The sequence below is a fragment of the Pseudomonas sp. P9_2 genome (assembly GCF_034008255.1).
Taxonomy (GTDB): Bacteria; Pseudomonadota; Gammaproteobacteria; order Pseudomonadales; family Pseudomonadaceae; genus Aquipseudomonas; species Aquipseudomonas synxantha_A.
Genome location: NZ_CP125376.1, coordinates 150,121 through 173,877, shown reverse-complemented (window position 1 = coordinate 173,877; position 23,757 = coordinate 150,121). Strand labels below are relative to the sequence as shown.

20 protein-coding genes are annotated in these 23,757 nt (G+C 59.1%); all 20 read left to right on the top strand.

All coding sequences use genetic code 11. The features are described 5' to 3' along the window. The first annotated feature begins 85 nt into the window (after positions 1 to 85). The 20 genes from rpsB to kdsA all read left to right on the top strand — a co-directional run bounded on the left by rpsB (position 86) and on the right by kdsA (position 23,636). The gene (gene rpsB / locus QMK52_RS00795; RefSeq protein WP_003189158.1) at positions 86 to 823 is read left to right on the top strand and encodes a 30S ribosomal protein S2; all 738 of its coding nucleotides are present in this window, start codon (positions 86 to 88) and stop codon (positions 821 to 823) included. A gap of 191 nt (positions 824 to 1,014) precedes the next feature. Continuing rightward, on the top strand, positions 1,015 to 1,878 hold the full coding sequence (tsf, locus tag QMK52_RS00790; RefSeq protein WP_005785711.1) for a translation elongation factor Ts: 864 nt from the start codon (positions 1,015 to 1,017) through the stop codon (positions 1,876 to 1,878). A gap of 210 nt (positions 1,879 to 2,088) precedes the next feature. After that, a complete protein-coding gene (gene pyrH, locus QMK52_RS00785) occupies positions 2,089 to 2,832 on the top strand; it encodes a UMP kinase (RefSeq protein ID WP_003189161.1) in 744 nt (247 codons plus the stop codon). Then, complete coding sequence (gene frr / locus QMK52_RS00780) at positions 2,829 to 3,386, top strand: ribosome recycling factor (RefSeq protein WP_003189163.1); 558 nt, start codon at positions 2,829 to 2,831, stop codon at positions 3,384 to 3,386. Before pyrH ends, frr begins: the two co-directional genes overlap by 4 nt. 17 nt (positions 3,387 to 3,403) lie before the next feature. After that, entirely contained in the window at positions 3,404 to 4,159 is a 756-nt protein-coding gene (uppS, locus tag QMK52_RS00775; protein ID WP_005785713.1) for a polyprenyl diphosphate synthase, read from the top strand. Beyond that, complete coding sequence (locus QMK52_RS00770) at positions 4,160 to 4,966, top strand: phosphatidate cytidylyltransferase (RefSeq protein WP_005785716.1); 807 nt, start codon at positions 4,160 to 4,162, stop codon at positions 4,964 to 4,966. Beyond that, positions 4,963 to 6,153 carry a 1-deoxy-D-xylulose-5-phosphate reductoisomerase gene (gene ispC / locus QMK52_RS00765; RefSeq protein ID WP_005785718.1) on the top strand — a complete coding sequence of 397 codons (1,191 nt, stop codon included), beginning with the start codon at positions 4,963 to 4,965 and terminating at the stop codon, positions 6,151 to 6,153. Before QMK52_RS00770 ends, ispC begins: the two co-directional genes overlap by 4 nt. 51 nt (positions 6,154 to 6,204) lie before the next feature. Further along, complete coding sequence (rseP, locus tag QMK52_RS00760; protein WP_005785720.1) at positions 6,205 to 7,557, top strand: sigma E protease regulator RseP; 1,353 nt, start codon at positions 6,205 to 6,207, stop codon at positions 7,555 to 7,557. Between the two features lie 74 nt (positions 7,558 to 7,631). Further along, a complete protein-coding gene (gene bamA / locus QMK52_RS00755) occupies positions 7,632 to 10,019 on the top strand; it encodes an outer membrane protein assembly factor BamA (RefSeq protein ID WP_005785722.1) in 2,388 nt (795 codons plus the stop codon). A 45-nt stretch (positions 10,020 to 10,064) separates the two neighbouring features. Beyond that, entirely contained in the window at positions 10,065 to 10,568 is a 504-nt protein-coding gene (locus tag QMK52_RS00750; RefSeq protein ID WP_003172279.1) for an OmpH family outer membrane protein, read from the top strand. A 3-nt stretch (positions 10,569 to 10,571) separates the two neighbouring features. Beyond that, positions 10,572 to 11,627 (top strand): UDP-3-O-(3-hydroxymyristoyl)glucosamine N-acyltransferase, encoded by a 1,056-nt coding sequence (lpxD, locus tag QMK52_RS00745; protein ID WP_005785724.1) that lies wholly within the window; start codon positions 10,572 to 10,574, stop codon positions 11,625 to 11,627. A gap of 111 nt (positions 11,628 to 11,738) precedes the next feature. Then, complete coding sequence (gene fabZ / locus QMK52_RS00740; RefSeq protein ID WP_005785726.1) at positions 11,739 to 12,179, top strand: 3-hydroxyacyl-ACP dehydratase FabZ; 441 nt, start codon at positions 11,739 to 11,741, stop codon at positions 12,177 to 12,179. Then, positions 12,176 to 12,952 carry an acyl-ACP--UDP-N-acetylglucosamine O-acyltransferase gene (gene lpxA / locus QMK52_RS00735; RefSeq protein WP_005785728.1) on the top strand — a complete coding sequence of 259 codons (777 nt, stop codon included), beginning with the start codon at positions 12,176 to 12,178 and terminating at the stop codon, positions 12,950 to 12,952. Before fabZ ends, lpxA begins: the two co-directional genes overlap by 4 nt. 2 nt (positions 12,953 to 12,954) lie before the next feature. Next, positions 12,955 to 14,094 carry a lipid-A-disaccharide synthase gene (gene lpxB, locus QMK52_RS00730; RefSeq protein ID WP_032877371.1) on the top strand — a complete coding sequence of 380 codons (1,140 nt, stop codon included), beginning with the start codon at positions 12,955 to 12,957 and terminating at the stop codon, positions 14,092 to 14,094. After that, positions 14,091 to 14,723, top strand: a complete 633-nt coding sequence (gene rnhB, locus QMK52_RS00725) for a ribonuclease HII (RefSeq protein WP_122735326.1) — start codon at positions 14,091 to 14,093, stop codon at positions 14,721 to 14,723. Before lpxB ends, rnhB begins: the two co-directional genes overlap by 4 nt. A gap of 76 nt (positions 14,724 to 14,799) precedes the next feature. Next, the gene (gene dnaE, locus QMK52_RS00720) at positions 14,800 to 18,321 is read left to right on the top strand and encodes a DNA polymerase III subunit alpha (protein ID WP_032877369.1); all 3,522 of its coding nucleotides are present in this window, start codon (positions 14,800 to 14,802) and stop codon (positions 18,319 to 18,321) included. A 128-nt stretch (positions 18,322 to 18,449) separates the two neighbouring features. Then, on the top strand, positions 18,450 to 19,397 hold the full coding sequence (locus QMK52_RS00715) for an acetyl-CoA carboxylase carboxyltransferase subunit alpha (protein WP_003189182.1): 948 nt from the start codon (positions 18,450 to 18,452) through the stop codon (positions 19,395 to 19,397). Between the two features lie 163 nt (positions 19,398 to 19,560). Beyond that, positions 19,561 to 20,880 (top strand): tRNA lysidine(34) synthetase TilS, encoded by a 1,320-nt coding sequence (gene tilS / locus QMK52_RS00710; RefSeq protein ID WP_194440222.1) that lies wholly within the window; start codon positions 19,561 to 19,563, stop codon positions 20,878 to 20,880. Positions 20,881 to 21,153: 273 nt separating this feature from the next. Then, positions 21,154 to 22,785, top strand: coding sequence for a CTP synthase (locus tag QMK52_RS00705; protein ID WP_005785740.1), 1,632 nt, complete (start codon positions 21,154 to 21,156; stop codon positions 22,783 to 22,785). Between the two features lie 5 nt (positions 22,786 to 22,790). Continuing rightward, positions 22,791 to 23,636 carry a 3-deoxy-8-phosphooctulonate synthase gene (kdsA, locus tag QMK52_RS00700; protein ID WP_003189190.1) on the top strand — a complete coding sequence of 282 codons (846 nt, stop codon included), beginning with the start codon at positions 22,791 to 22,793 and terminating at the stop codon, positions 23,634 to 23,636. The last annotated feature ends 121 nt before the right edge of the window (positions 23,637 to 23,757 follow it).

The window sequence follows — 23,757 nt, the reverse complement described above, 5'->3', positions numbered from 1 at the left end:
GATGACCTGGGTGCCGGAGGCCTTGATGCCGCTGGTTGGTCATTGGGATACGTGGAGGCCAAACCCGACTTATTAAGGAACTATCATGTCCCAAGTCAACATGCGCGATATGCTGAAGGCCGGTGTGCACTTCGGTCACCAGACCCGTTACTGGAACCCGAAAATGGGTAAATACATTTTCGGCGCGCGTAACAAGATTCACATTATCAACCTTGAAAAAACCCTGCCAATGTTCAACGAAGCTCTGACTTTCGTAGAGCGTCTGGCCCAGGGCAAAAACAAGATCCTGTTCGTCGGCACCAAGCGTTCCGCTGGCAAGATCGTTGCTGAAGAAGCAGCACGTTGCGGTTCGCCGTACGTCGATCACCGCTGGTTGGGCGGCATGCTGACCAACTTCAAAACCATCCGTGCTTCCATCAAGCGTCTGCGTGACCTTGAAGTGCAAGCCGAAGACGGTACTTTCGCCAAGCTGACCAAGAAAGAAGCGCTGATGCGCTCCCGTGACCTGGAAAAGCTCGATCGTTCCCTGGGTGGTATCAAGGACATGGGCGGTCTGCCTGACGCACTGTTCGTTATCGACGTTGATCACGAGCGCATCGCGATCACCGAAGCCAACAAGCTGGGCATCCCGGTTATCGGCGTAGTCGATACCAACAGCAGCCCGGAAGGCGTTGACTACATCATCCCAGGCAACGATGACGCAATCCGCGCTATCCAGCTGTACATGGGTTCGATGGCTGACGCTGTAATCCGTGGTCGCAACCACGTTGCTGGCGGTACCGAGCAGTTCGTTGAAGAAGCTCCGGTAGCTGCCGCTGAGTAACTGACGCCCTGGCGTTGACTCAGTAAGCAAAAAGGGGGCTTGGCCCCCTTTTTGCCACCTCGAAAACCATTTGTCGGCAGCGCAGCTACATCATTTGTAACGTGCAGCGGCCTACAACGGAAATTCGGGAAGAATTGATCGCCCGTTTGATCGGGTGGAATGGTTGAAAACCTATCCAAGAGGATTTTGAAATGGCAGAGATTACTGCAGCGTTGGTTAAAGAACTGCGTGAGCGTACCGGCGAAGGCATGATGGATTGCAAAAAGGCCTTGACCAAGGCCGGCGGCGACATCGAAAAAGCCATTGATGACATGCGTGCTTCCGGCGCCATCAAGGCTGCCAAGAAAGCAGGCAACGTCGCTGCTGAAGGCGCTATCGCCCTGAAAGAAGACGGCAAATCCGCCGTTCTGCTGGAAGTCAACTCGCAGACCGACTTCCTGGCTCTGCAGGATGACTTCAAGGCATTCGTTGCTGCCAGCGTCGAAAAAGCCTTCGCTGACAAGCTGACCACTGTTGAGCCTCTGATCGAAGCTCAAGAAGCAGCTCGCCTGGTACTGGTCGGCAAGGTTGGCGAAAACGTCAACATCCGTCGCCTGGTTCGCGTTGAAGGTGATGTTGTCGGTGGTTACCTGCACGGCAACAAGATCGGTGTAGCAGTTGTTCTGAAAGGCGGCGACGTTGAGCTGGCCAAAGACATCGCTATGCACGTTGCTGCAAGCAACCCTGAGTTCCTGCTGCCTTCGGAAGTGTCTGCCGAAGCGATCGAGCGCGAAAAAGCTGTGTTCCTGCAGCTGAACGAAGAAAAAATCAAAGGCAAGCCAGAAAACATTGTTGAGAACATGGTCAAAGGCCGTATCAGCAAGTTCCTGGCCGAAGCAAGCCTGGTTGAGCAGGCGTTCGTCAAGAACCCTGAAATCAAGGTTGGCGAACTGGCCAAGAAAGCCGGTGCTGAAATCGTTTCCTTCACTTACTTCAAAGTAGGCGAAGGCATCGAGAAGCCGGTCGACAACTTCGCTGAAGAAGTTGCTGCCCAGCTGGCTGCCGCCAAGCAATAAGACAGTCCCAAACTGTCGCCGAAAGAGGCTGCCCGCTCACGCGCGCAGCCTCTTTTCAAATGGGAAGGCCAATTTTATTTGGTTTCCTCTCGGAACTGGCTTACAAAGCCGTGTTCCGATGGCGCTGTGACAGCGTCCAGCTAGAGTGAACGCAAGCCGTAAACGGCTCGCCAAGAATTTTTAAAAAATACGCCGCAGGAGAGATTCGCAATGGCTCAGCAGGGCAGTGGTTATCAGGCTCGCTATAAACGCATTCTACTCAAGCTCAGCGGCGAGGCCCTGATGGGCTCGGAAGAGTTCGGGATCGACCCCAAGGTGCTTGACCGCATGGCGCTGGAAGTCGGCCAATTGGTCGGTATCGGTGTGCAGGTCGGCCTGGTGATCGGCGGCGGCAACCTGTTCCGCGGCGCGGCACTGAGTGCGGCCGGTATGGATCGGGTCACTGGCGACCACATGGGCATGCTGGCCACTGTGATGAACGCCCTGGCCATGCGCGACGCCCTGGAGCGTGCCAATATCTCGGCCATCGTGATGTCGGCTATCTCCATGGTTGGCGTGACCGATCACTACGATCGCCGCAAAGCCATGCGCCACCTGAACTCCAAGGAAGTGGTGATCTTTGCCGCCGGCACAGGCAACCCGTTCTTCACCACGGATTCGGCGGCGTGCCTGCGTGCTATCGAAATCGATGCCGACGTGGTGCTCAAAGCCACCAAGGTGGATGGCGTATACACTGCAGACCCATTCAAAGACCCGCATGCCGAGAAGTTCGATCATCTGACCTACGATGAAGTGCTGGATCGCAAGCTGGGTGTGATGGACCTGACTGCTATCTGCCTGTGCCGCGACCACAAGATGCCGCTGCGCGTATTTAACATGAACAAGCCCGGCGCCCTGCTGAATATCGTACACGGCGGCGCGGAAGGGACTCTGATCGAGGAAGGCCAACAATGATCAATGAAATCAAGAAAGACGCCCAGGCGCGTATGCAGAAATCCCTGGAATCCCTGAGCCATGCATTTGGTCAGATCCGTACCGGCAAGGCGCACCCGAGCATCCTGGGCAGCGTGATGGTGCCTTACTACGGTTCCGACACCCCGCTCAGCGGCGTGGCCAACGTGACCGTGAAGGACTCGCGCACCCTGCAAGTCGTGGCCTTCGAGCGCAATATGCTCGCGGCAGTCGACAAGGCGATCCAGAGCGCCGGCCTGAACCTCAACCCGACCAACCTCGGCGAGTTGTTGTTGATCTCCATGCCAGCTTTGACCGAAGAAACCCGCAAGGGCTTCACCAAGCAGGCGCGCAGTGCCGCTGAAGATGCGCGCGTTGCGGTGCGTAACATCCGTCGCGATGCGTTGGGTGACCTGAAGAAGCTGGTCAAGGACAAGGAAATCAGCGAAGACGAAGAGCGTCGTGCCGTTGCTGATATCGACAAGCTGACCAAGGACGCCGAAGCCCAGATCACCAAGGCTACCGAAGAAAAAGAAAAGGACCTGATGGCCGTATAAGGGGTCAGGACGCCTTTATGGAAAAGACCAAGCAGACTGTGCCCTCCGTGGTGCCGCGCCATGTCGCGATCATCATGGATGGGAATAATCGCTGGGCGAAAAAACGCTTTATGCCGGGTGTTGCCGGGCATAAAGCGGGTGTTGACGCGGTAAGGGCAGTGATTGAGGTGTGTGCCGAGGCCAAGGTCGAGGTGTTGACCTTGTTCGCCTTTTCCAGTGAGAACTGGCAGCGGCCCGCGGACGAAGTCAGTGCCTTGATGGACCTGTTTTTCAAGGCCCTGCGTCGTGAGGCCAAGCGCCTCAACGACAACAACATCAGTCTGCGCATCATTGGTGATCGCTCGCGGTTCCACCCGGAGCTGCAAGCGGCCATGCGCGAAGCCGAGGCTATCACCGCAGGCAGTAATCGTTTTGTGCTGCAGATCGCAGCCAATTACGGCGGCCAGTGGGATATCGCCCAGGCTGCGCAACGGCTTGCCCGCGAAGTGCAGGCCGGCCATCTGCGCCCCGACGACATCACGCCCGAACTGTTGCAAACCTGCCTGGTGACCGGCGACCTGCCGTTGCCGGACTTGTGTATCCGTACCGGTGGCGAGCATCGCATCAGCAATTTCCTGCTGTGGCAGCTAGCCTATACCGAGTTGTACTTCTCCGACCTGTTCTGGCCGGACTTCAAACACGATGCCATGCGCAATGCGCTGGCCGATTTCGCTTCCCGTCAGCGTCGTTTCGGTAAAACGAGCGAGCAGATCGAAGCTGGAGCCCGGGTTTAAATGCTTAAACAACGAATCATCACGGCGCTGATCCTGCTGCCGATTGCCTTGTGCGGTTTTTTCCTGCTTGAAGGCTCCGGCTTTGCGCTGTTCATCGGCCTGGTCGTGAGTCTGGGTGCCTGGGAATGGGCGCGCCTGGCAGGCTTCGGCAACCAGTTGCCGCGCGTGGCGTACGCCGCAGTGGTCGCGGTGTTGTTGTTCCTGATGTACATCCTGCCGGACATCGCACCCTGGGTATTGGGGGCGGCGGTGCTGTGGTGGGCGTTGGCAACATTCCTGGTGCTGACTTACCCACGCACCAGCGGTCAATGGTCCAGCGTGGCCTGCAAGCTGGTGATCGGCTTGCTGATCCTGCTACCGGCCTGGCAAGGGCTGGTGGAAATCAAGCGCTACCCCATGGGTAATGAATTGATCCTGGCCGTGATGGTGCTGGTGTGGGGGGCCGATATCGGCGCCTACTTCTCTGGTCGCGCATTTGGCAAGCGCAAGCTGGCTCCGGCCGTCAGCCCGGGCAAGAGCTGGGAAGGCGTATACGGTGGCCTGGCCTTGACGTTACTGATCACGCTGGTGGTCGGTTTGGTGCGTGACTGGTCGGTGAAAGAGATTCTGCTGGCCTTGCTGGGCACCGCTATCGTCGTGTTTATCTCGGTGGTGGGTGACCTCACCGAGAGCATGTTCAAGCGCCAGGCCGGGATCAAGGACAGTAGTAACCTGCTGCCGGGTCATGGTGGCGTGCTGGATCGCATCGACAGTCTGACTGCCGCGCTGCCGATCTTCGCGGTGTTGCTGTGGATGATCGCTTCGTGAGCGGCCTGCAGCAGGTTACCGTGCTGGGCGCGACCGGCTCCGTCGGGCTGAGTACCCTGGATGTCATCGCTCGTCACCCGGATCGTTACCAGGTTTTCGCCCTGACCGGCTTCACGCGTTTGCGCGAATTACTGGCCTTGTGCGTGCGCCACTCACCGCGCTTTGCCGTAGTGCCTGAGGCTGCGGCGGCCCGTGGGCTGCAGGATGATCTGCGGGCTGCGGGGTTGACCACCCAGGTGCTGGTCGGGGAAGCGGGGTTGTGCCAGGTGGCGGCCGACGCCGATGTGGATACCGTGGTGGCGGCGATTGTCGGCGCGGCGGGGTTGCGTCCGACCCTGGCGGCAGTCGATGCCGGCAAGAAAATTCTGCTGGCCAATAAAGAAGCCCTGGTCATGTCTGGCGCGCTCTTCATGCAAGCCGTGCGCAAGAGTGGGGCGGTCCTGCTGCCGCTGGACAGCGAGCACAACGCAATCTTCCAGTGCATGCCCGGGGATTTCGCCCGCGGCTTGAGCCAGGTCGGTGTGCGCCGGATTCTGCTGACGGCGTCCGGTGGCCCCTTCCGGCAGACTCCGCTGGCTGAGCTTGAGCATGTGTCTCCCGATCAGGCCTGCGCTCATCCGAACTGGTCCATGGGGCGCAAGATTTCCGTGGATTCGGCGAGCATGATGAACAAAGGCCTGGAGCTGATCGAGGCGTGCTGGTTGTTCGATGCACGGCCTGATCAGGTCGAGGTGGTGATCCATCCGCAAAGTGTGATCCACTCTTTGGTCGATTACGTGGACGGTTCGGTGTTGGCGCAGTTGGGCAACCCGGATATGCGCACGCCGATCGCCAATGCCTTGGCCTGGCCGGAGCGGATCGATTCCGGCGTGGCGCCCCTGGATCTGTTTGCGATTGCGCGCCTGGACTTCGAAGCCCCGGACGAGCAGCGTTTTCCGTGCCTGCGTCTGGCGCGGCAAGCGGCCGAGGCGGGTAACAGCGCGCCGGCCATGCTCAATGCGGCCAATGAAGTGGCGGTGGCGGCGTTTCTCGAACGGCGCATCCGCTTTCCGCAGATCGCGAGTATCATCGAGGACGTCCTGAATCTTGAGCCAGTCGTGGCTGTAAATGACCTGGGAGCGGTATTTGAGGCTGATACCAAGGCCCGTGCCTTGGCCCAGCAATGGCTGGATCGCGACACACGTTAGGGTGGGCGCGTTTGAGCCTTCAGGCATCGGATTGAAATGCGGAGAAATTAGATGAGTGCGCTCTACATGATTGTCGGCACCCTGGTTGCTCTGGGTGTGCTGGTTACCTTCCACGAATTCGGCCACTTCTGGGTGGCGCGTCGTTGCGGCGTCAAGGTATTGCGCTTTTCCGTTGGTTTCGGCATGCCATTGTTGCGCTGGCATGATCGTCGTGGCACCGAGTTCGTGATTGCCGCTATCCCGTTGGGTGGCTACGTCAAGATGCTCGATGAGCGCGAAGGTGAAGTGCCGGCTGATCAATTGGATCAGTCTTTCAATCGCAAGACCGTTCGTCAGCGTATCGCAATTGTTGCAGCGGGCCCGATCGCCAACTTCCTGTTGGCAATGGTGTTCTTCTGGGTTCTGGCCATGATGGGCAGCCAGCAGGTGCGCCCGGTCATCGGTGCAATCGAGGCGGACAGCATCGCGTCCAGGGCCGGCTTGGTGGCAGGGCAGGAAATTGTTTCCATTGATGGCGAGCCGACCACCGGTTGGGGCGCGGTCAATTTGCAGTTGGTGCGCCGCCTGGGTGAAAGCGGCACCGTCAATGTGGTGGTGCGTGACCAGGATTCCAGTGCCGAAACCCCGCGGGCGTTGGCTCTGGACCACTGGCTCAAGGGCGCCGATGAGCCTGATCCGATCAAATCCCTGGGGATTCGTCCTTGGCGTCCGGCCTTGCCGCCGGTACTCGCTGAGCTGGATCCGAAAGGTCCGGCCCAGGCCGCAGGCCTGAAAACCGGTGATCGCCTGCTGGCCCTCGATGGCCAGGCGCTGGGTGACTGGCAGCAAGTGGTCGACCTGGTACGCGTGCGTCCTGATACCAGAATTGTGCTGAAAGTTGAGCGCGAGGGTGCTCAAATCGACGTTCCCGTGACCTTGTCGGTTCGCGGGGAGGCGAAGGCGGCCGGGGGTTACCTGGGGGCCGGGGTCAAAGGTGTCGAATGGCCGCCATCGATGGTCCGAGAGGTCAGCTTCGGGCCTTTGGCCGCGATTGGCGAGGGTGCGAACCGCACCTGGACCATGAGCGTACTGACCCTCGAATCCCTCAAGAAAATGTTGTTCGGTGAGCTCTCGGTAAAAAACTTGAGTGGACCGATAACCATTGCTAAAGTGGCGGGCGCTTCTGCCCAGTCGGGTGTCGCGGATTTCCTGAATTTCCTGGCTTATCTGAGTATTAGCCTTGGGGTTCTGAATTTGCTGCCCATTCCAGTATTGGATGGGGGGCATCTGCTGTTTTATCTGGTCGAGTGGGTGCGTGGTCGCCCCTTGTCGGATCGGGTGCAGGGTTGGGGGATACAGATCGGTATCAGTTTGGTGGTCGGGGTGATGTTGTTAGCTCTGGTCAACGATCTGGGACGACTGTAACGCTTCGCTGAATTGCGAATCTGCCGCATTTTGCGGCAGTTTGTTTATTGCCAGTTGGAATAAGAAAGGACTTCATGAAACGTCTGCTGCTAACTGCGGTTCTCACCGTATTGATGATCGCCGAAGTTCACGCCGAGTCCTTCACCATCTCCGATATTCGCGTCAACGGCCTCCAGCGGGTTTCCGCGGGTAGCGTCTTTGGTGCCTTGCCGTTGAACGTCGGGGAACAGGCGGATGATCGTCGCCTGGTGGAATCCACTCGTGCGCTGTTCAAAACCGGGTTCTTTCAAGATATCCAACTGGGTCGCGAAGGCAACGTCCTGGTCATCACGGTCGTCGAACGACCTTCTGTCGCCAGTATCGCGATTGAAGGTAACAAGGCCATCTCCACTGAAGACCTGATGAAGGGCCTCAAGCAATCCGGCCTGGCCGAGGGCGAGATCTTCCAGCGCGCGACCCTTGAGGGTGTGCGTAACGAACTGCAACGCCAGTACGTTGCCCAGGGCCGCTATTCTGCGACCGTGGAAACCGAAGTGATCCCGCAGCCTCGTAACCGTGTTGGCCTCAAGGTCAACATCAACGAAGGTACCGTCGCTGCCATTCAGCACATCAACGTGGTGGGCAACACCAAGTTCGCTGATGACGACCTGATCGACCTGTTCGAACTCAAGACCACCAACTGGCTGTCGTTCTTCAAGAACGATGACAAATATGCCCGTGAAAAGCTTTCCGGTGACCTTGAACGCCTGCGCTCCTACTACCTGGACCGTGGCTACATCAACATGGACATCGCTTCGACCCAGGTGTCCATCACCCCGGACAAGAAGCACGTCTATATCACCGTGAACGTCAATGAAGGCGAGAAATACAAGGTTCGTGACGTCAAGCTCAGCGGCGACCTGAAAGTCCCAGAAGACCAGGTCAAGTCCCTGCTGCTGGTGCAGAAGGACCAGGTGTTCTCGCGCAAGCTGATGACCACTACCTCCGAACTGATCACCCGCCGCCTGGGTAACGAAGGCTATACCTTCGCCAACGTCAACGGCGTGCCGACCCCGAATGATGAAGATCACACGGTAGACATCACCTTCGTCGTCGATCCTGGCAAGCGTGCCTACGTAAACCGCATCAACTTCCGTGGCAACACCAAGTCTGCGGACGAAGTGCTGCGTCGTGAAATGCGTCAGATGGAAGGTGGCTGGGCTTCGACCTACCTGATCGACCAGTCCAAGACCCGTCTTGAGCGTCTGGGCTTCTTCAAGGAGGTCAACGTCGAAACCCCGGCCGTACCGGGTGTGGATGACCAGGTTGACGTGAACTACGCCGTTGAAGAGCAAGCTTCGGGCTCGATCACCGCCAGCGTCGGTTTTGCACAGAGCGCCGGCCTGATCCTGGGTGGCTCGATCACCCAGAACAACTTCCTCGGTACCGGTAACAAGGTGTCCATCGGCCTGACCCGAAGCGAATACCAGAGCCGCTATAACTTCGGTTATGTCGACCCCTACTGGACAGCTGACGGTGTGAGCCTGGGCTACAACGCCTTCTACCGCACCACCGACTACAAAGACCTCGACGTCGACGTTGCAAGCTATGCGATCGACAGCCTGGGTGTGGGCGCAAACATCGGTTACCCGATCAGCGAAACCTCGCGCCTGACCTTCGGCATCACCGCGCAACAGGACGAGATCAAGACCGGTGTATATACCGTGGACGAGATCTTCGACTTCACTCGTCGTGAAGGTGACAAGTTCCTGAACTTCAAGGCATCTGCCGGCTGGTCCGAGTCGACCTTGAACAAAGGTGTACTGGCAACCCGTGGTCACTCTCAAAGCCTGACTGCGGAAGTCACCACACCGGGCAGCGACCTGTCGTTCTTCAAGCTCGACTACCGCGGCCAGTTGTTCCAGCCGTTGAGCGATAACTACACCATGCGCCTGCACACAGAGCTGGGCTATGGCGACGGTTATGGTTCGACCGATGGCTTGCCGTTCTACGAGAACTACTACGCAGGTGGTTTCAACTCGGTGCGTGGCTTCAAGGACAGCACTCTGGGCCCACGTGGTACCCCAAGCCGCGGTGTTGACCAAACCGGTAACGTCGGCACTCGCCGCGATGATGACGATGATCCACTGCCGTTCGGTGGTAACGTGCTGATCCAGGGTGGTGCCGAGATCCTGTTCCCGCTGCCGTTCGTCAAGGACCAGCGTTCCCTGCGGACTTCGGTCTTCTGGGACGTGGGTAACGTGTTCGACTCCAAGTGCGAGCAGATCAAGAACCCAAGCGGTCTGAAGTCCAACACCCAGTGCAACGACGTGAGCCTCAGCAACCTGGCGAGCTCCGTGGGTGTGGGTGTGACCTGGGTGACTGCGCTGGGCCCGTTGAGCTTTGCTCTGGCCATGCCGATCAAGAAACCGGATAACGCTGAAACCCAGATTTTCCAATTCTCCCTCGGCCAGACGTTCTAAGCGTCTGACCCAAGATAACGACAACGGATTCTGTAGGAGTACATCGTGCGTAAGTTGACTCAATTGGTCCTGCTGGCCACTGTGCTGGTAACCACCCCGGCCTTCGCCGAAATGAAAATCGCCGTCCTGAACTATCAGATGGCTCTGCTGGAATCCGACGCGGCCAAGAAGTACGCCGTGGATGCCGAGAAGAAATTCGGTCCGCAACTGACCAAGCTCAAAACCTTGGAAAGCAGCGCCAAGGGCATCCAGGATCGTCTGGTAGCCGGTGGCGACAAGATGCAGCAAGGCGAGCGCGAGCGTCTGGAGCTTGAATTCAAGCAAAAGGCCCGTGACTACCAGTTCCAGTCCAAGGAGTTGAACGAAGCCAAGGCTGTTGCCGACCGTGAAATGCTCAAGCAGCTCAAGCCCAAGCTCGACAGCGCCGTGGAAGAAGTCATCAAGAAGGGTGCTTTCGACCTGGTGTTCGAGCGCGGCGCCGTGATTGACGTCAAGCCTCAATACGACATCACCCGTCAGGTGATCGAGCGCATGAACCAGCTGAAGTAAGCCATGACCGCGACTATCAAACTCGGCGAGTTGGCCGAGTTCCTGGGAGCCACCTTGCGTGGCTCCCCGGAGAAAGAAATCACTGGGCTAGCCACCTTGCAGGAGGCTGGCCCAGCTCAGTTGAGCTTCCTCGCAAATCCCCAATACCGTAAATACCTGGTTGATTGCCAGGCCGCAGCCGTGTTGCTGAAGGCCGCTGACGCTGAAGGGTTTATCGGGGATGCGCTGGTGGTGGCCGACCCGTACCTGTCGTACGCCAAGGCGTCACACCTGTTCGATCCCAAGCCGAAAGCGGCCGGTGGTATTCACCCATCTGCGGTAATTGCCGATGATGCCCAGGTTGACCCTGCGGCCAGCATCGGTGCGTTTGCAGTGATCGAAAGCGGGGCGCGTATTGGCGCAGGTGTCACCGTGGGCGCCCACTGCTTTATCGGCGCACGCTGTGAAATCGGTGCCAATGGTTGGCTGGCCCCACGTGTAACCCTCTACCACGATGTGCGTATTGGTCAGCGTGTGGTCATTCAGTCCGGCGCTGTTATCGGCGGCGAAGGCTTTGGCTTTGCCAACGCCAAAGGTGTCTGGCACAAGATTGCCCAGGTCGGCGGCGTATTGATCGGCGACGATGTGGAGATCGGTGTAAACACTGCGGTGGATCGCGGGGCTTTGGCCGATACGGTGATCGGTAACGGCGTGAAGCTCGACAACCAGATCCAGATCGCCCACAACGTACAGATTGGCGATCACACCGCCATGGCTGCGTGCGTGGGTATTTCCGGCAGCACCAAAATCGGCAAGCATTGCATGCTCGCCGGCGGCGTCGGGCTGGTGGGGCATATCGATATTTGCGACAACGTCTTTATCACCGGCATGACCATGGTGACTCACTCGATTACCGAGCCGGGGGCCTATTCTTCCGGTACCGCCATGCAACCTGCGGCTGAATGGCGCAAGAGCGCGGCGCGTTTGAGGAAGATCGACGACATGGCACGACGTATCAAACAGCTGGAAAAGCGTGTTGGGGACGTGACCCCTGGCGGTAATGCTTCATCTGAAGGCTGATACCATTTCCATATCAAGTGTGCACAGCCGCTAGACTGCCTCCTTGATTTGCTAGCGGGGCGTGCGCTTAGTTCGCCCGCCCCCAATCTTTATTACAGGCTTCCCCCCGAAATGATGGACATCAACGAGATTCGCGAATACCTGCCTCACCGTTACCCGTTCCTGCTGGTGGACCGCGTAGTGGACCTCAATGTCGAGGAAAAGCGCATTCGTGCCTACAAGAATGTCAGCATCAACGAACCATTCTTCAACGGTCACTTCCCAGCGCATCCCATCATGCCGGGCGTGTTGATCATCGAAGCGATGGCCCAGGCTGCCGGTATCCTTGGTTTCAAAATGCTCGACCTCAAGCCTGCCGACGGCACGCTTTACTATTTCGTGGGCTCCGACAAGCTGCGTTTTCGCAACCCGGTCACCCCGGGTGACCAGTTGATCCTGGAAGCCAGGTTCATCAGCTGCAAGCGCCAGATCTGGAAGTTCGAATGCCAGGCCTCGGTAGATGGCAAGCCGGTATGCTCTGCCGAGATCATCTGTGCGGAACGCAAACTATGAGTTTGATTGACCCTCGCGCAATCATCGATCCGTCGGCCGTACTGGCCGCCGACGTTGAGGTCGGCCCTTGGTCGATCGTCGGCGCAGGTGTGGAAATCGGCGAGGGGACTGTCATCGGGCCACACGTGATCCTTAAAGGTCCGACCCGTATTGGCAAACACAATCGTATCTACCAGTTTTCCTCGGTAGGCGAAGACACCCCGGACATGAAGTACAAGGGTGAAGAAACACGCCTGGTAATCGGTGACCACAACATCATCCGTGAAGGCGTCACCATTCACCGCGGCACCGTACAGGATCGCGCTGAAACCACTTTGGGTGATCACAACCTGGTCATGGCCTATGCGCACATCGGCCATGACAGCGTGATCGGCAACCATTGCATCCTGGTCAACAACACTGCGCTGGCAGGCCATGTGCACGTTGACGACTGGGCGATTCTGTCCGGTTTCACCCTGGTGCATCAGTACTGCCATATCGGCGCCCACAGCTTTTCCGGCATGGGTACCGCCATTGGCAAGGATGTCCCTGCATTCGTGACGGTGTTCGGCAACCCTGCCGAGGCTCGCAGCATGAACTTCGAAGGCATGCGCCGTCGCGGATTCAGCGAAGAGGCGATCCACGCTCTGCGCCGTGCCTACAAGACGGTTTACCGTCAGGGGCTGACGGTTGAGCAGGCGCTGACCGAACTGACCGAGCCGGCAACCCTGTTTCCGGAAGTCGCGGTGTTCCGTGACTCGATCCAGGCGTCGACTCGCGGCATCACCCGCTGATCATGGCCAATCTGCGTATTGCGCTGGTGGCCGGTGAAGCGTCCGGCGACATTCTGGGTGCTGGCCTGATGCGAGCCCTCAAGGCCCAGCATCCTGCGGTGGAGTTTATCGGCGTGGGTGGGCCGTTGATGCAGGCCGAAGGGCTTGCCTCCTACTTCCCCATGGAGCGGCTGTCGGTCATGGGGTTGGTGGAGGTGTTGGGGCGCCTGCGTGAGCTGCTCGCTCGCCGCAAGCTGTTGATCAAGACGCTGATCGATGAAAAGCCTGACGTCTTTATCGGCATCGATGCGCCGGATTTCACCCTCAATATCGAACTCAAATTGCGTCAGGCCGGGATCAAGACCGTTCACTACGTCAGCCCATCCGTATGGGCGTGGCGGCAGAAGCGCGTGTTGAAGATCCGCGAAGGCTGCGACCTGATGTTGACCCTGTTGCCGTTCGAAGCCAGGTTCTACGAAGAGAAGGGCGTACCGGTACGGTTTGTCGGCCATACCCTGGCCGATGCCATTCCATTGCAGGCCGATCGTGCCGCCGCGCGTGCCGAACTGGGCTTGCCTGACGGCCCGTTGGTGGCGTTGATGCCGGGCAGTCGTGGCGGAGAGGTAGGGCGTCTGGGTGCGCTGTTTTTTGATGCCGCCGAACGTCTGCAGGCACAAAAGCCGGGGGTTCGTTTCGTGCTGCCGTGTGCCAGCCCGCAACGCCGCGCACAGATCGAGACCCTGCTGGAAGGTCGCAACCTGCCGCTGACCCTGCTTGACGGCCAGTCCCATCTGGCTCTGGCAGCCTGCGATGCGGTATTGATTGCGTCGGGCACTGCCACCCTTGAAGCCTTGCTGTACAAGCGGCCAATGGTTGTAGCCTACCGCCTGGCGCCGCTGACCTTCTGGATTCTCAAGCGCATGGTCAAGAGCCCTTACATCTCCCTGCCCAACCTGCTGGCCCAGCGCCTGCTGGTGCCGGAGTTGTTGCAGGACGATGCAACGCCTGAAGCGCTTGCGCAAACCTTACTGCCCTTGATTGACGGCGGCGAAGAGCAGACCCGTGGTTTCGACGACATTCATCGCACGTTGCGTCGTGATGCCTCGAACCAGGCGGCCGACGCCGTGCTGACCTTGATCGGCCATAAACAGGAAGCCTTATGACCACGCAAATGGGCCTGGATTTCAGCCTGGTTGCCCAAGCTCACGAACTGGTGGCCGGTGTTGACGAAGTAGGGCGCGGCCCGCTGTGTGGCGCAGTGGTCACGGCGGCGGTAATCCTTGATCCGAACCGCCCGATCCTGGGCCTCAATGATTCGAAAAAGCTTACCGAGGCCCGTCGCGAAAAGCTCTATGACGAGATCTGCGAGAAGGCCCTGAGTTGGCATATCGCTCGCGCTGAAGTCGAGGAAATCGACGAACTTAATATCCTCCATGCAACCATGTTAGCCATGCAGCGTGCTGTTGAAGGGCTGCATATCACCCCGAAAATGGCGATGATCGATGGCAACCGTTGCCCGAAGCTTGCGATGCCGTCGGAAGCGGTGGTCAAGGGCGATAGCAAGGTTCCGGCCATTGCCGCTGCCTCGATCCTGGCCAAGGTCAGCCGTGACCGTGAAATGGCTGCGTTCGAATTGATCTACCCCGGCTACGGGATTGGCGGCCATAAAGGCTACCCGACGCCCGTTCATCTGGAAGCCCTGGCTCGGCTGGGCCCGACCCCGATCCATCGCCGCTCGTTTGCCCCGGTACGCCTGGCTTATGAGGCCCGCGAAAGTCTGATCGTGGTTTAGCAGCAAGGCTGATGTTTTTACCAAGGCCCGGTACAATCCGGGCCTTGTTGTTTTCATGTATCAAGACAGGATCACTATGCCGGCTTCATTCGTTCACCTGCGCCTGCACACTGAATATTCCCTGGTCGACGGCCTGGTACGGATCAAACCGCTGGTCAAAACCCTGGTGGGCATGAATATGCCTGCGGTGGCGGTAACCGATCAGAACAACATGTGTTCCCTGGTCAAGTTCTACAAGAACGCCATGGGCGCCGGCATCAAGCCGATCTGCGGCGCCGACCTGTGGCTGTCCAACAAGGACCCGGATAACCCACTGAGCCGCATCAGCCTGCTGGCGATGAACGGCGTGGGTTATCGCAACCTCACCGAACTGATTTCCCGTGGCTTTATTGATGGCCAGCGCAACGGCTCGATCATCATCGAGCGCGAGTGGGTGGCCGAAGCCAGCGAAGGCCTGATCATGCTCTCGGCGGCTAAAGAGGGCGAGATCGGTATCGCGTTGCTGGGCGGTAATCCCCAGGAAGCCGAGGTGCTGGCACGTGAGTGGATGCAGGTATTCCCGGACCGTTTCTACCTGGAAGTCCAGCGTACCAACCGCCCCAACGATGAAGAACATCTGCATGCTGCCGTAGCCCTGGCCGATAAGCTGGGTGCGCCGCTGGTGGCGACCAACGATGTGCGGTTTATCAAGAAAGAAGATTTCGAGGCCCATGAAACCCGCGTGTGCATCGGCGAAGGCCGGGCCCTGGATGACCCGCGCCGCTCGAAGAATTACAGCGAAGAGCAATACCTCAAAAGCGCCGATGAAATGGCGCAGCTGTTCAGCGATTTGCCCGAGGCCCTGGAAAACTCCGTCGAGATCGCCAAGCGTTGCAACATCGAAGTGAAGCTGGGCAAGCACTTTTTGCCCAACTTCCCGATACCCGATGGCATGACCATCGACGAATACTTTCGCAAAGTGTCGTTCGATGGCCTGGAAGAACGCCTCAGCGTCCTGCTGCCCAAGGACACCACTGAAGACTACGAAGCCAAGCGTCAGGTGTATGTCGACCGGTTGAATTTCGAGCTGGATATCATCATCCAGATGGGATTCCCCGGCTACTTCCTGATCGTAATGGACTTTATCCAGTGGGCCAAAAACAACGGCGTACCGGTAGGTCCCGGCCGGGGGTCAGGTGCTGGCTCGCTGGTGGCCTATGTTCAGAAGATCACCGACCTCGACCCGCTGGAATATGACCTGCTGTTCGAACGGTTCCTGAACCCGGAACGGGTGTCGATGCCCGACTTCGACGTCGACTTCTGCATGGATGGTCGTGATCGCGTGATTGAGTACGTGGCCGAGAAATACGGCCGCAACGCGGTAAGTCAGATCATCACCTTCGGTTCCATGGCGGCGAAGGCGGTAATCCGCGACGTGGCGCGGGTGCAGGGCAAGTCCTACGGCCTGGCCGACCGCCTGTCGAAGATGATCCCGTTCGAAGTCGGCATGACCCTGGAAAAAGCCTACGAGCAGGAAGAAATCCTGCGCGACTTTATCAAGGTCGATGAAGAAGCCGCCGAAATCTGGGACATGGCGCGCAAGCTCGAAGGCGTGGTGCGTAACGTCGGTAAACACGCCGGTGGTGTGGTTATTGCGCCGACCAAGCTCACCGACTTTTCGCCGATCTACTGCGATGAAGAAGGCGACGGCCTGGTCACCCAGTTCGACAAGGACGACGTGGAGGCGGCCGGCCTGGTGAAGTTCGACTTCCTCGGCCTGCGTACCCTGACGATCATCGACTGGGCACTCAAGACCATCAACCGCGACCGCGCCAAGGTCGGCGAAGAACCGCTGGATATCGCGTTTATCCCGCTGGACGACAAACCGACCTACAGCCTGCTGCAAAAAGCCGAAACCACGGCGGTGTTCCAGCTTGAATCCCGGGGCATGAAGGAGCTGATCAAAAAGCTCAAGCCCGACTGCCTGGAAGACTTGATCGCACTGGTGGCGCTGTTCCGTCCGGGCCCGCTGCAGTCGGGCATGGTGGATGACTTCATCAACCGCAAGCACGGTCGCGCCGAGCTGGCTTACCCGCACTCCGACTATCAATACGAGGGCCTCAAGCCTGTATTGGCGCCGACGTACGGCATCATCCTGTATCAGGAACAGGTGATGCAGATCGCCCAGGTAATGGCCGGCTACACCCTCGGTGGTGCGGACATGCTGCGTCGCGCAATGGGTAAAAAGAAACCCGAGGAAATGGCCAAGCAGCGCGGCGGTTTCATTGAGGGTTGCGCCACCAACAACATCGACGCCGATCTGGCCGGTAACATCTTCGACCTGGTAGAAAAATTCGCCGGTTATGGTTTCAACAAATCTCACTCCGCCGCCTATGGCCTGGTGTCGTACCAGACTGCCTGGCTGAAAGCCCACTACCCGGCGCCGTTCATGGCAGCGGTGCTGTCGGCCGATATGCACAACACCGACAAGGTCGTGACCTTGATCGAGGAAGTGCGCACCATGAAGCTGCGCCTCGATGCGCCGGACGTGAACGCCTCTGAGTTCAAGTTCACGGTGAACGACGAAGGCCGCATCATCTATGGCCTCGGCGCGATCAAGGGCGTGGGCGAAGGTCCGGTGGAGGCCATCACCGAAGCGCGCCAGGATGGGCCATTCAAGGACCTGTTCGACTTCTGCGCGCGTGTTGACCTCAAGCGCATCAACAAGCGTACCCTCGATGGCTTGATCCGCAGCGGCGCGCTCGACCGTCTCGGTCCGTATTTCCATGATGAGCCGAAGGCTTACCAGGCCAATATCGACCGTAACCGTGCGGTGCTGCTTACCGCCATGGAAGAGGCGATCAAGGCTGCCGAACAGACTGCCCGCACCCATGACAGCGGCCACGCCGATCTGTTTGGCGGGCTGTTCGTCGAAGAAGACGCGGATGTCTACGCCAATCATCGCAAGGCCAAGGAGCTGACCCTCAAGGAACGCCTCAAAGGTGAGAAAGACACCTTGGGCCTGTACCTCACCGGCCACCCGATTGACGAGTACGAAGGCGAAATCCGCCGTTTCGCCCGCCAGCGCATCATCGACCTCAAGCCCGCGCGGGATACCCAGACCGTCGCCGGCATGATCATCGCCCTGCGGGTGATGAAAAATAAAAAGGGCGACAAAATGGGCTTCATCACCCTGGATGACCGCTCGGGCCGGATCGAAGCGTCACTGTTTGCCGATGCGTTCCACTCCGCCCAATCGCTTTTACAGACCGATGCCATGGTGGTGGTGGAAGGGGAGGTCAGCAATGATGACTTCTCCGGCGGCCTGCGCCTGCGTATCAAACGGGTGATGAGCATGGAAGATGCGCGCACCAACCTGGCCGAAAGCCTGCGCTTGAAGGTCAAGACCGAAGCGCTCAAGGGCGATCAGCTACGCTGGTTGGGTGACCTGCTCAAGCGCCACCGCGGCGCGTGCCCGGTAACCATGGAGTACACCGGCAGCGACGCCAAGGCCATGTTGCAGTTTGGTGAGACGTGGCGGATTGATCCGGCTGATGGCTTGATTCAAGCTTTGCGTGACCAGTTCGGGCGAGACAACGTCTTCCTCCAATACCGTTGACGGTCAGTACCCCTGACCTCGGCTGAACATTTAATCTCGACCTAAACGCGCCTCTCCCTTAAGGTAGGGCGCGAATAGACAACCGGCTGGCCAGGCACTCCCTGGCCGTCGACCCAAGACGGACGCTTATGAACCCGAATTTTCTTGATTTCGAACAGCCGATCGCTGACCTGCAAGCCAAGATCGAAGAGCTGCGCCTGGTCGGCAATGACAATTCGCTGAATATCGGCGACGAAATCGCTCGCCTGCAAGACAAAAGCAGCACGCTCACCGAAGACATCTTCGGCAAGCTGACCAGTTGGCAGATCGCGCGCCTGGCTCGCCACCCGCGCCGTCCGTACACCCTGGACTACATCGAACACATCTTCACCGAGTTCGATGAGCTGCACGGCGACCGCCACTTCTCCGACGACGCGGCCATTGTGGGCGGTATCGCTCGCCTGGACGACCAGCCGGTGATGGTGATCGGCCATCAGAAAGGCCGTGAAGTGCGCGAGAAAGTCCGTCGCAACTTCGGTATGCCGCGTCCGGAAGGCTACCGCAAGGCTTGCCGCCTGATGGAAATGGCCGAGCGCTTCAAGATGCCGATCCTGACCTTCATCGACACTCCGGGCGCATACCCGGGTATTGACGCCGAAGAGCGCAACCAGAGTGAAGCGATTGCCTGGAACCTGCGCGTCATGGCTCGCCTGAAAACCCCGATCATCGCCACTGTGATCGGTGAAGGTGGTTCCGGCGGTGCGCTGGCCATTGGCGTGTGCGATCAGTTGAACATGCTGCAATATTCGACCTACGCGGTGATTTCGCCGGAAGGGTGTGCCTCGATCCTGTGGAAAACCGCAGAGAAGGCGCCGGATGCGGCTGAAGCCATGGGCATCACCGCCGATCGCCTCAAAGGCCTGGGTATCGTCGACAAAGTGATCGCCGAACCACTGGGCGGCGCCCACCGTGACCCGGCCGCGGCTGCCGCGACCATCCGTGCTGAACTGGGCTCGCAACTGGCGATGCTCAAGAAGCTGGATAACGAAGCGCTGCTGGCCCGTCGTTACGAGCGCCTGATGAGCTACGGTCTCTAAAGTCGGCGCCGTAACTCAATGTGGGAGGGGGCTTGCTCCCGATAGCGGTGGATCAGTCACCAGATGCAGTGACTGACACTCAGCAATCGGGAGCAGGCCCCCTCCCACATTTGCTTTGTGTATGCTCGGCTTATGTATTCCAGATTTGCGGCGGGGACATCTGATGAAACCGGCTCTACCCGCCAGACTCCTGAAAACCCTGGCCCCCTGGCGCAATGCTCCGGCCTGGCGCATTGCATTCTCCGGTGGCCTCGATTCCACCGTCCTGCTGCACCTTCTGGCTTCCCTGGCAAACACCGAAACCCTGCCGCCCATCAGCGCTGTGCATGTCCATCATGGGCTGCAAGCGGCCGCTGACGCCTGGCCCAGTCATTGCCAAGCGTTATGTGACAGCTTGGGCATACCTTTGCAGGTCTTGCGTGTGCAGGTGCAACCCGGTGCCAGCCTGGAGCGTGCCGCGCGTAACGCACGTTACCAGGCGTTTACCGAGGTGATCGGGGCAGGGGAGGTGCTGCTCACCGCCCAGCATCGCGACGATCAAGCCGAGACCCTGCTGTTCCGCCTGTTACGCGGAGCCGGAGTGCGTGGGTTGGCGGCAATGCCCGAGCGTCGCCCGTTGGCGACGGGGCACTTGGTGCGGCCATTGCTGGCGGTTTCCCGGGGAGCATTGGAAGCCTACGCCCACGAACACCAATTGAAGTGGATTGAAGACCCTTCGAACGCCGATCCACGGTTCTCGCGCAATTACCTGCGCCGCCAAGTCTTTCCAGCGCTGACTCAACGCTGGCCCCAGGCAATCTTGAGCCTGGCCCGCACTGCCGAGCACCTGAGTGAAGCCCAGGGCCTGCTCGACGAACTGGCGCACATGGATCTGACCGCCGCCGATCAGCCTTCAGCGTTTCGCTGGTTGCCTTTGCCTTCCCTGGTCCTTGCTCCGTTGCGCGATCTTTCCGATGCGCGCCAGCGCAATGCCTTGCGTCATTGGCTGAATCCCCTGACTCGTATGCCCGACAGTGACCACTGGGCCAGTTGGTACGCCCTGCGCGATGCCAAGGGGGACGCACAGCCGTTATGGCGCCTGGCAGACGGTCAGCTTCATCGTTGCGGCGAACGCATTTGGTGGCTGCCTTCCACGTGGTCGGAATTTTCCGACGAGTCGGTGAGCTGGCCCGATCCGCGAAATCCACTAGAGTTGCCCGGGAACGGCCAACTGATGTTTGCCGGCAAGGCTCCCGAGGGACCCTTGTCGATTCGTTATCGCCAGGGTGGCGAAATCGTCGAAGTGCCAGGTCGAGGCCGGCGTGATCTCAAGCGCCTGTTGAATGAAAGTGGTATGCCGGGCTTCGTCCGTGGCAGATTGCCGCTGGTCTATCGGGGCGAGCAATTGCTGGCTGTACCAACGCTTGCGGGGCTGAGGGCCAGTCCGCTGGATGACTGGCAATTACATTGGTTGCCACAGACCTGCGATCAAGGTTTGAGCTGATAGCGCCTTTCCGGTAGACTACGCTCCCTTCTTGATACAACTTCTGTGGATTCGACTGAATCGCAGCAGTTGCCGATTACCAAGCAGTCTTTGCTGGGCGATTCCAAAAAATGTGTAGCGATCAACGTACCGGTGTTTCCTTGCTGGTCTGTCACAACGCGGCGGTTTTTTTGAAAGGTGCACTGTGATTAATGCAGGTGATCGGGGGCTTCGGCCTTCCTTCGCTTTCCCCGGCGGCTCGGACCGCTTTAACGCAGACTTCTAGGGTTTTTCATGACGCGCTACATATTCGTCACGGGCGGTGTTGTTTCTTCATTGGGGAAAGGCATTGCCTCCGCTTCATTGGCGGCCATCCTGGAGGCGCGGGGGCTTAAAGTCACCATGCTGAAGCTGGACCCGTACATCAACGTCGACCCGGGCACCATGAGCCCGTTCCAGCACGGTGAAGTGTTCGTCACTCACGACGGCGCCGAGACCGACCTGGACCTGGGCCACTACGAGCGGTTCATCCGCACGACCATGACCCAGAACAACAACTTCACCACTGGCCGTGTCTACGAGCACGTGCTGCGCAAAGAGCGCCGTGGTGACTACCTGGGTGCAACCATCCAGGTGATCCCGCACATTACCGACGAAATCAAGCGCCGCATCATCAAGGGTGCAGGCGATGCCGACGTGGCGATGGTCGAGATCGGTGGCACCGTGGGTGACATCGAATCCCAACCGTTCCTTGAAGCCATCCGCCAGCTGCGCTTCGAAGTCGGCGCCAAGCGCGCGATGCTGATGCACCTCACGTTGGTGCCGTACATCGCCACCGCCGGCGAAACCAAAACCAAGCCTACCCAGCACTCGGTCAAGGAGCTGCGTTCCATCGGCCTGCAGCCGGATGTACTGGTGTGCCGCTCCGATCATCCGATCGACATTTCCTCGCGCCGCAAGATCGCGCAATTCACCAACGTTGAAGAACGTGCGGTGATCGCGCTGGAAGACGCCGACACCATCTACAAGATCCCGGGCATCCTGCATTCGCAGGGGCTGGATGATTTTGTGGTCGAGCGTTTCGGCCTGCAGTGCAATGGCGCGGACCTGTCCGAGTGGGAAGCCGTGGTCGACGCCAAGCTCAACCCTGAGCATGAAGTCACCATCGCCATGGTCGGCAAGTACATGGAGCTGCTGGACGCGTACAAGTCGCTGATCGAAGCGATGAGCCACGCCGGCATCAGCAACCGTACCAAGGTCAACCTGCGCTACATCGATTCCGAAGACATCGAGAACCAGGGCACTGCGCTGCTCGAAGGCGTTGACGCCATCCTCGTGCCGGGCGGTTTCGGCCTGCGTGGCGTGGAAGGCAAGATCACCGCGGTGCAATACGCTCGCGAGAACAAGGTGCCCTACCTGGGTATCTGCCTGGGCATGCAAGTGGCCGTTATCGAGTTCGCCCGTAACGTGCTGGGCTGGAAAGACGCCAACTCCACCGAGTTCGATCACAGCAGCGGCCACCCGGTCGTCGGCCTGATCACCGAGTGGGAAGACGCCACCGGCGCCGTTGAAACCCGTACCGAAACGTCCGACCTGGGCGGCACCATGCGCCTTGGTGCGCAGGACTGCCTGCTGGAAGCCGGCTCGCTGGTACACGACTGCTACGGCAAGGACGTAATCGTCGAGCGTCACCGTCACCGCTATGAAGTGAACAACAATCTGCTGCCGCAGATCAAAGAGGCTGGCCTGAAGATTTCCGGTCGCTCCGGTGACGGCAAGCTGGTTGAAGTGGTCGAAGCGCCGGATCATCCGTGGTTCGTGGCCTGCCAGTTCCACCCGGAGTTCACCTCGACGCCGCGCGACGGTCACCCGTTGTTCAGCGGTTTCGTCAAAGCAGCACTGACGCAACATCAGAAGAAGGCGTAACCCTGATGGCCCAGAAGATCATTCGCGTAGGCGATATCGAGATTGCCAACGACAAGCCCATGGTGCTGTTCGGCGGCATGAACGTGCTGGAAAGCCGCGACATGGCGATGCAGGTCTGTGAAGAATACGTGCGAGTTACCCAGAAGCTGGGTATTCCATACGTGTTCAAGGCCAGTTTCGACAAGGCCAACCGTTCGTCCGTGACCTCCTATCGCGGCCCGGGCCTTGAAGAGGGCATGCGGATCTTCCAGGACATCAAGCAAGCCTTCGGCGTGCCGATCATCACCGACGTCCACGAGCCTGAGCAGGCTGCCGTGGTCGCGGAGGTGTGCGACATCATCCAGTTGCCGGCCTTCCTGTCGCGCCAGACCGACCTCGTGGTCGCCATGGCCAAGACCGGCGCTGTGATCAACATCAAGAAAGCCCAGTTCCTCGCCCCTCAGGAGATGAAACACATCCTGAGCAAGTGCGTGGAAGCGGGTAACGACCAGTTGATCCTCTGCGAGCGTGGTTCGAGCTTCGGCTACAACAACCTCGTGGTGGACATGCTCGGTTTCGGCATCATGAAACAGTTCGAATACCCGGTGTTCTTCGACGTGACCCACGCGCTGCAAATGCCCGGTGGTCGCTCGGACTCCGCCGGCGGTCGCCGTGCCCAGGTCACCGACCTGGCCAAGGCGGGCATGAGCCAGTCGCTGGCGGGCCTGTTCCTTGAAGCCCACCCAGACCCGGACAACGCCAAATGTGATGGCCCATGCGCCCTGCGCCTGGACAAGCTGGAGCCATTCCTGGCCCAACTCAAGCAGTTGGACGAGCTGGTCAAGAGTTTTCCGACGGTAGAGACCGCGTAACTGCCATTTCTCCGGTAGAATTTCCCACGCTAAATGCTCAGGCCCTTGGGCCTGAGCCTTGTCGTCTGCAAGCCTGCCCCGTTGTTCCACCCTTGCGGTCGGTCAAAAGATTTCCTTCAGC

Excerpts from the sequence above, each read along its gene's own strand:
- rpsB (WP_003189158.1), top strand. The coding sequence starts at position 86 with ATGTCCCAAGTCAACATGCGCGATATGCTGAAGGCCGGTGTGCACTTC.
- tsf (WP_005785711.1), top strand. The coding sequence starts at position 1,015 with ATGGCAGAGATTACTGCAGCGTTGGTTAAAGAACTGCGTGAGCGTACC.
- pyrH (WP_003189161.1), top strand. The coding sequence starts at position 2,089 with ATGGCTCAGCAGGGCAGTGGTTATCAGGCTCGCTATAAACGCATTCTA.
- frr (WP_003189163.1), top strand. The coding sequence starts at position 2,829 with ATGATCAATGAAATCAAGAAAGACGCCCAGGCGCGTATGCAGAAATCC.
- uppS (WP_005785713.1), top strand. The coding sequence starts at position 3,404 with ATGGAAAAGACCAAGCAGACTGTGCCCTCCGTGGTGCCGCGCCATGTC.
- QMK52_RS00770 (WP_005785716.1), top strand. The coding sequence starts at position 4,160 with ATGCTTAAACAACGAATCATCACGGCGCTGATCCTGCTGCCGATTGCC.
- rseP (WP_005785720.1), top strand. The coding sequence starts at position 6,205 with ATGAGTGCGCTCTACATGATTGTCGGCACCCTGGTTGCTCTGGGTGTG.
- bamA (WP_005785722.1), top strand. The coding sequence starts at position 7,632 with ATGAAACGTCTGCTGCTAACTGCGGTTCTCACCGTATTGATGATCGCC.
- lpxD (WP_005785724.1), top strand. The coding sequence starts at position 10,572 with ATGACCGCGACTATCAAACTCGGCGAGTTGGCCGAGTTCCTGGGAGCC.
- fabZ (WP_005785726.1), top strand. The coding sequence starts at position 11,739 with ATGATGGACATCAACGAGATTCGCGAATACCTGCCTCACCGTTACCCG.
- lpxA (WP_005785728.1), top strand. The coding sequence starts at position 12,176 with ATGAGTTTGATTGACCCTCGCGCAATCATCGATCCGTCGGCCGTACTG.
- lpxB (WP_032877371.1), top strand. The coding sequence starts at position 12,955 with ATGGCCAATCTGCGTATTGCGCTGGTGGCCGGTGAAGCGTCCGGCGAC.
- rnhB (WP_122735326.1), top strand. The coding sequence starts at position 14,091 with ATGACCACGCAAATGGGCCTGGATTTCAGCCTGGTTGCCCAAGCTCAC.
- dnaE (WP_032877369.1), top strand. The coding sequence starts at position 14,800 with ATGCCGGCTTCATTCGTTCACCTGCGCCTGCACACTGAATATTCCCTG.
- QMK52_RS00715 (WP_003189182.1), top strand. The coding sequence starts at position 18,450 with ATGAACCCGAATTTTCTTGATTTCGAACAGCCGATCGCTGACCTGCAA.
- tilS (WP_194440222.1), top strand. The coding sequence starts at position 19,561 with ATGAAACCGGCTCTACCCGCCAGACTCCTGAAAACCCTGGCCCCCTGG.
- QMK52_RS00705 (WP_005785740.1), top strand. The coding sequence starts at position 21,154 with ATGACGCGCTACATATTCGTCACGGGCGGTGTTGTTTCTTCATTGGGG.
- kdsA (WP_003189190.1), top strand. The coding sequence starts at position 22,791 with ATGGCCCAGAAGATCATTCGCGTAGGCGATATCGAGATTGCCAACGAC.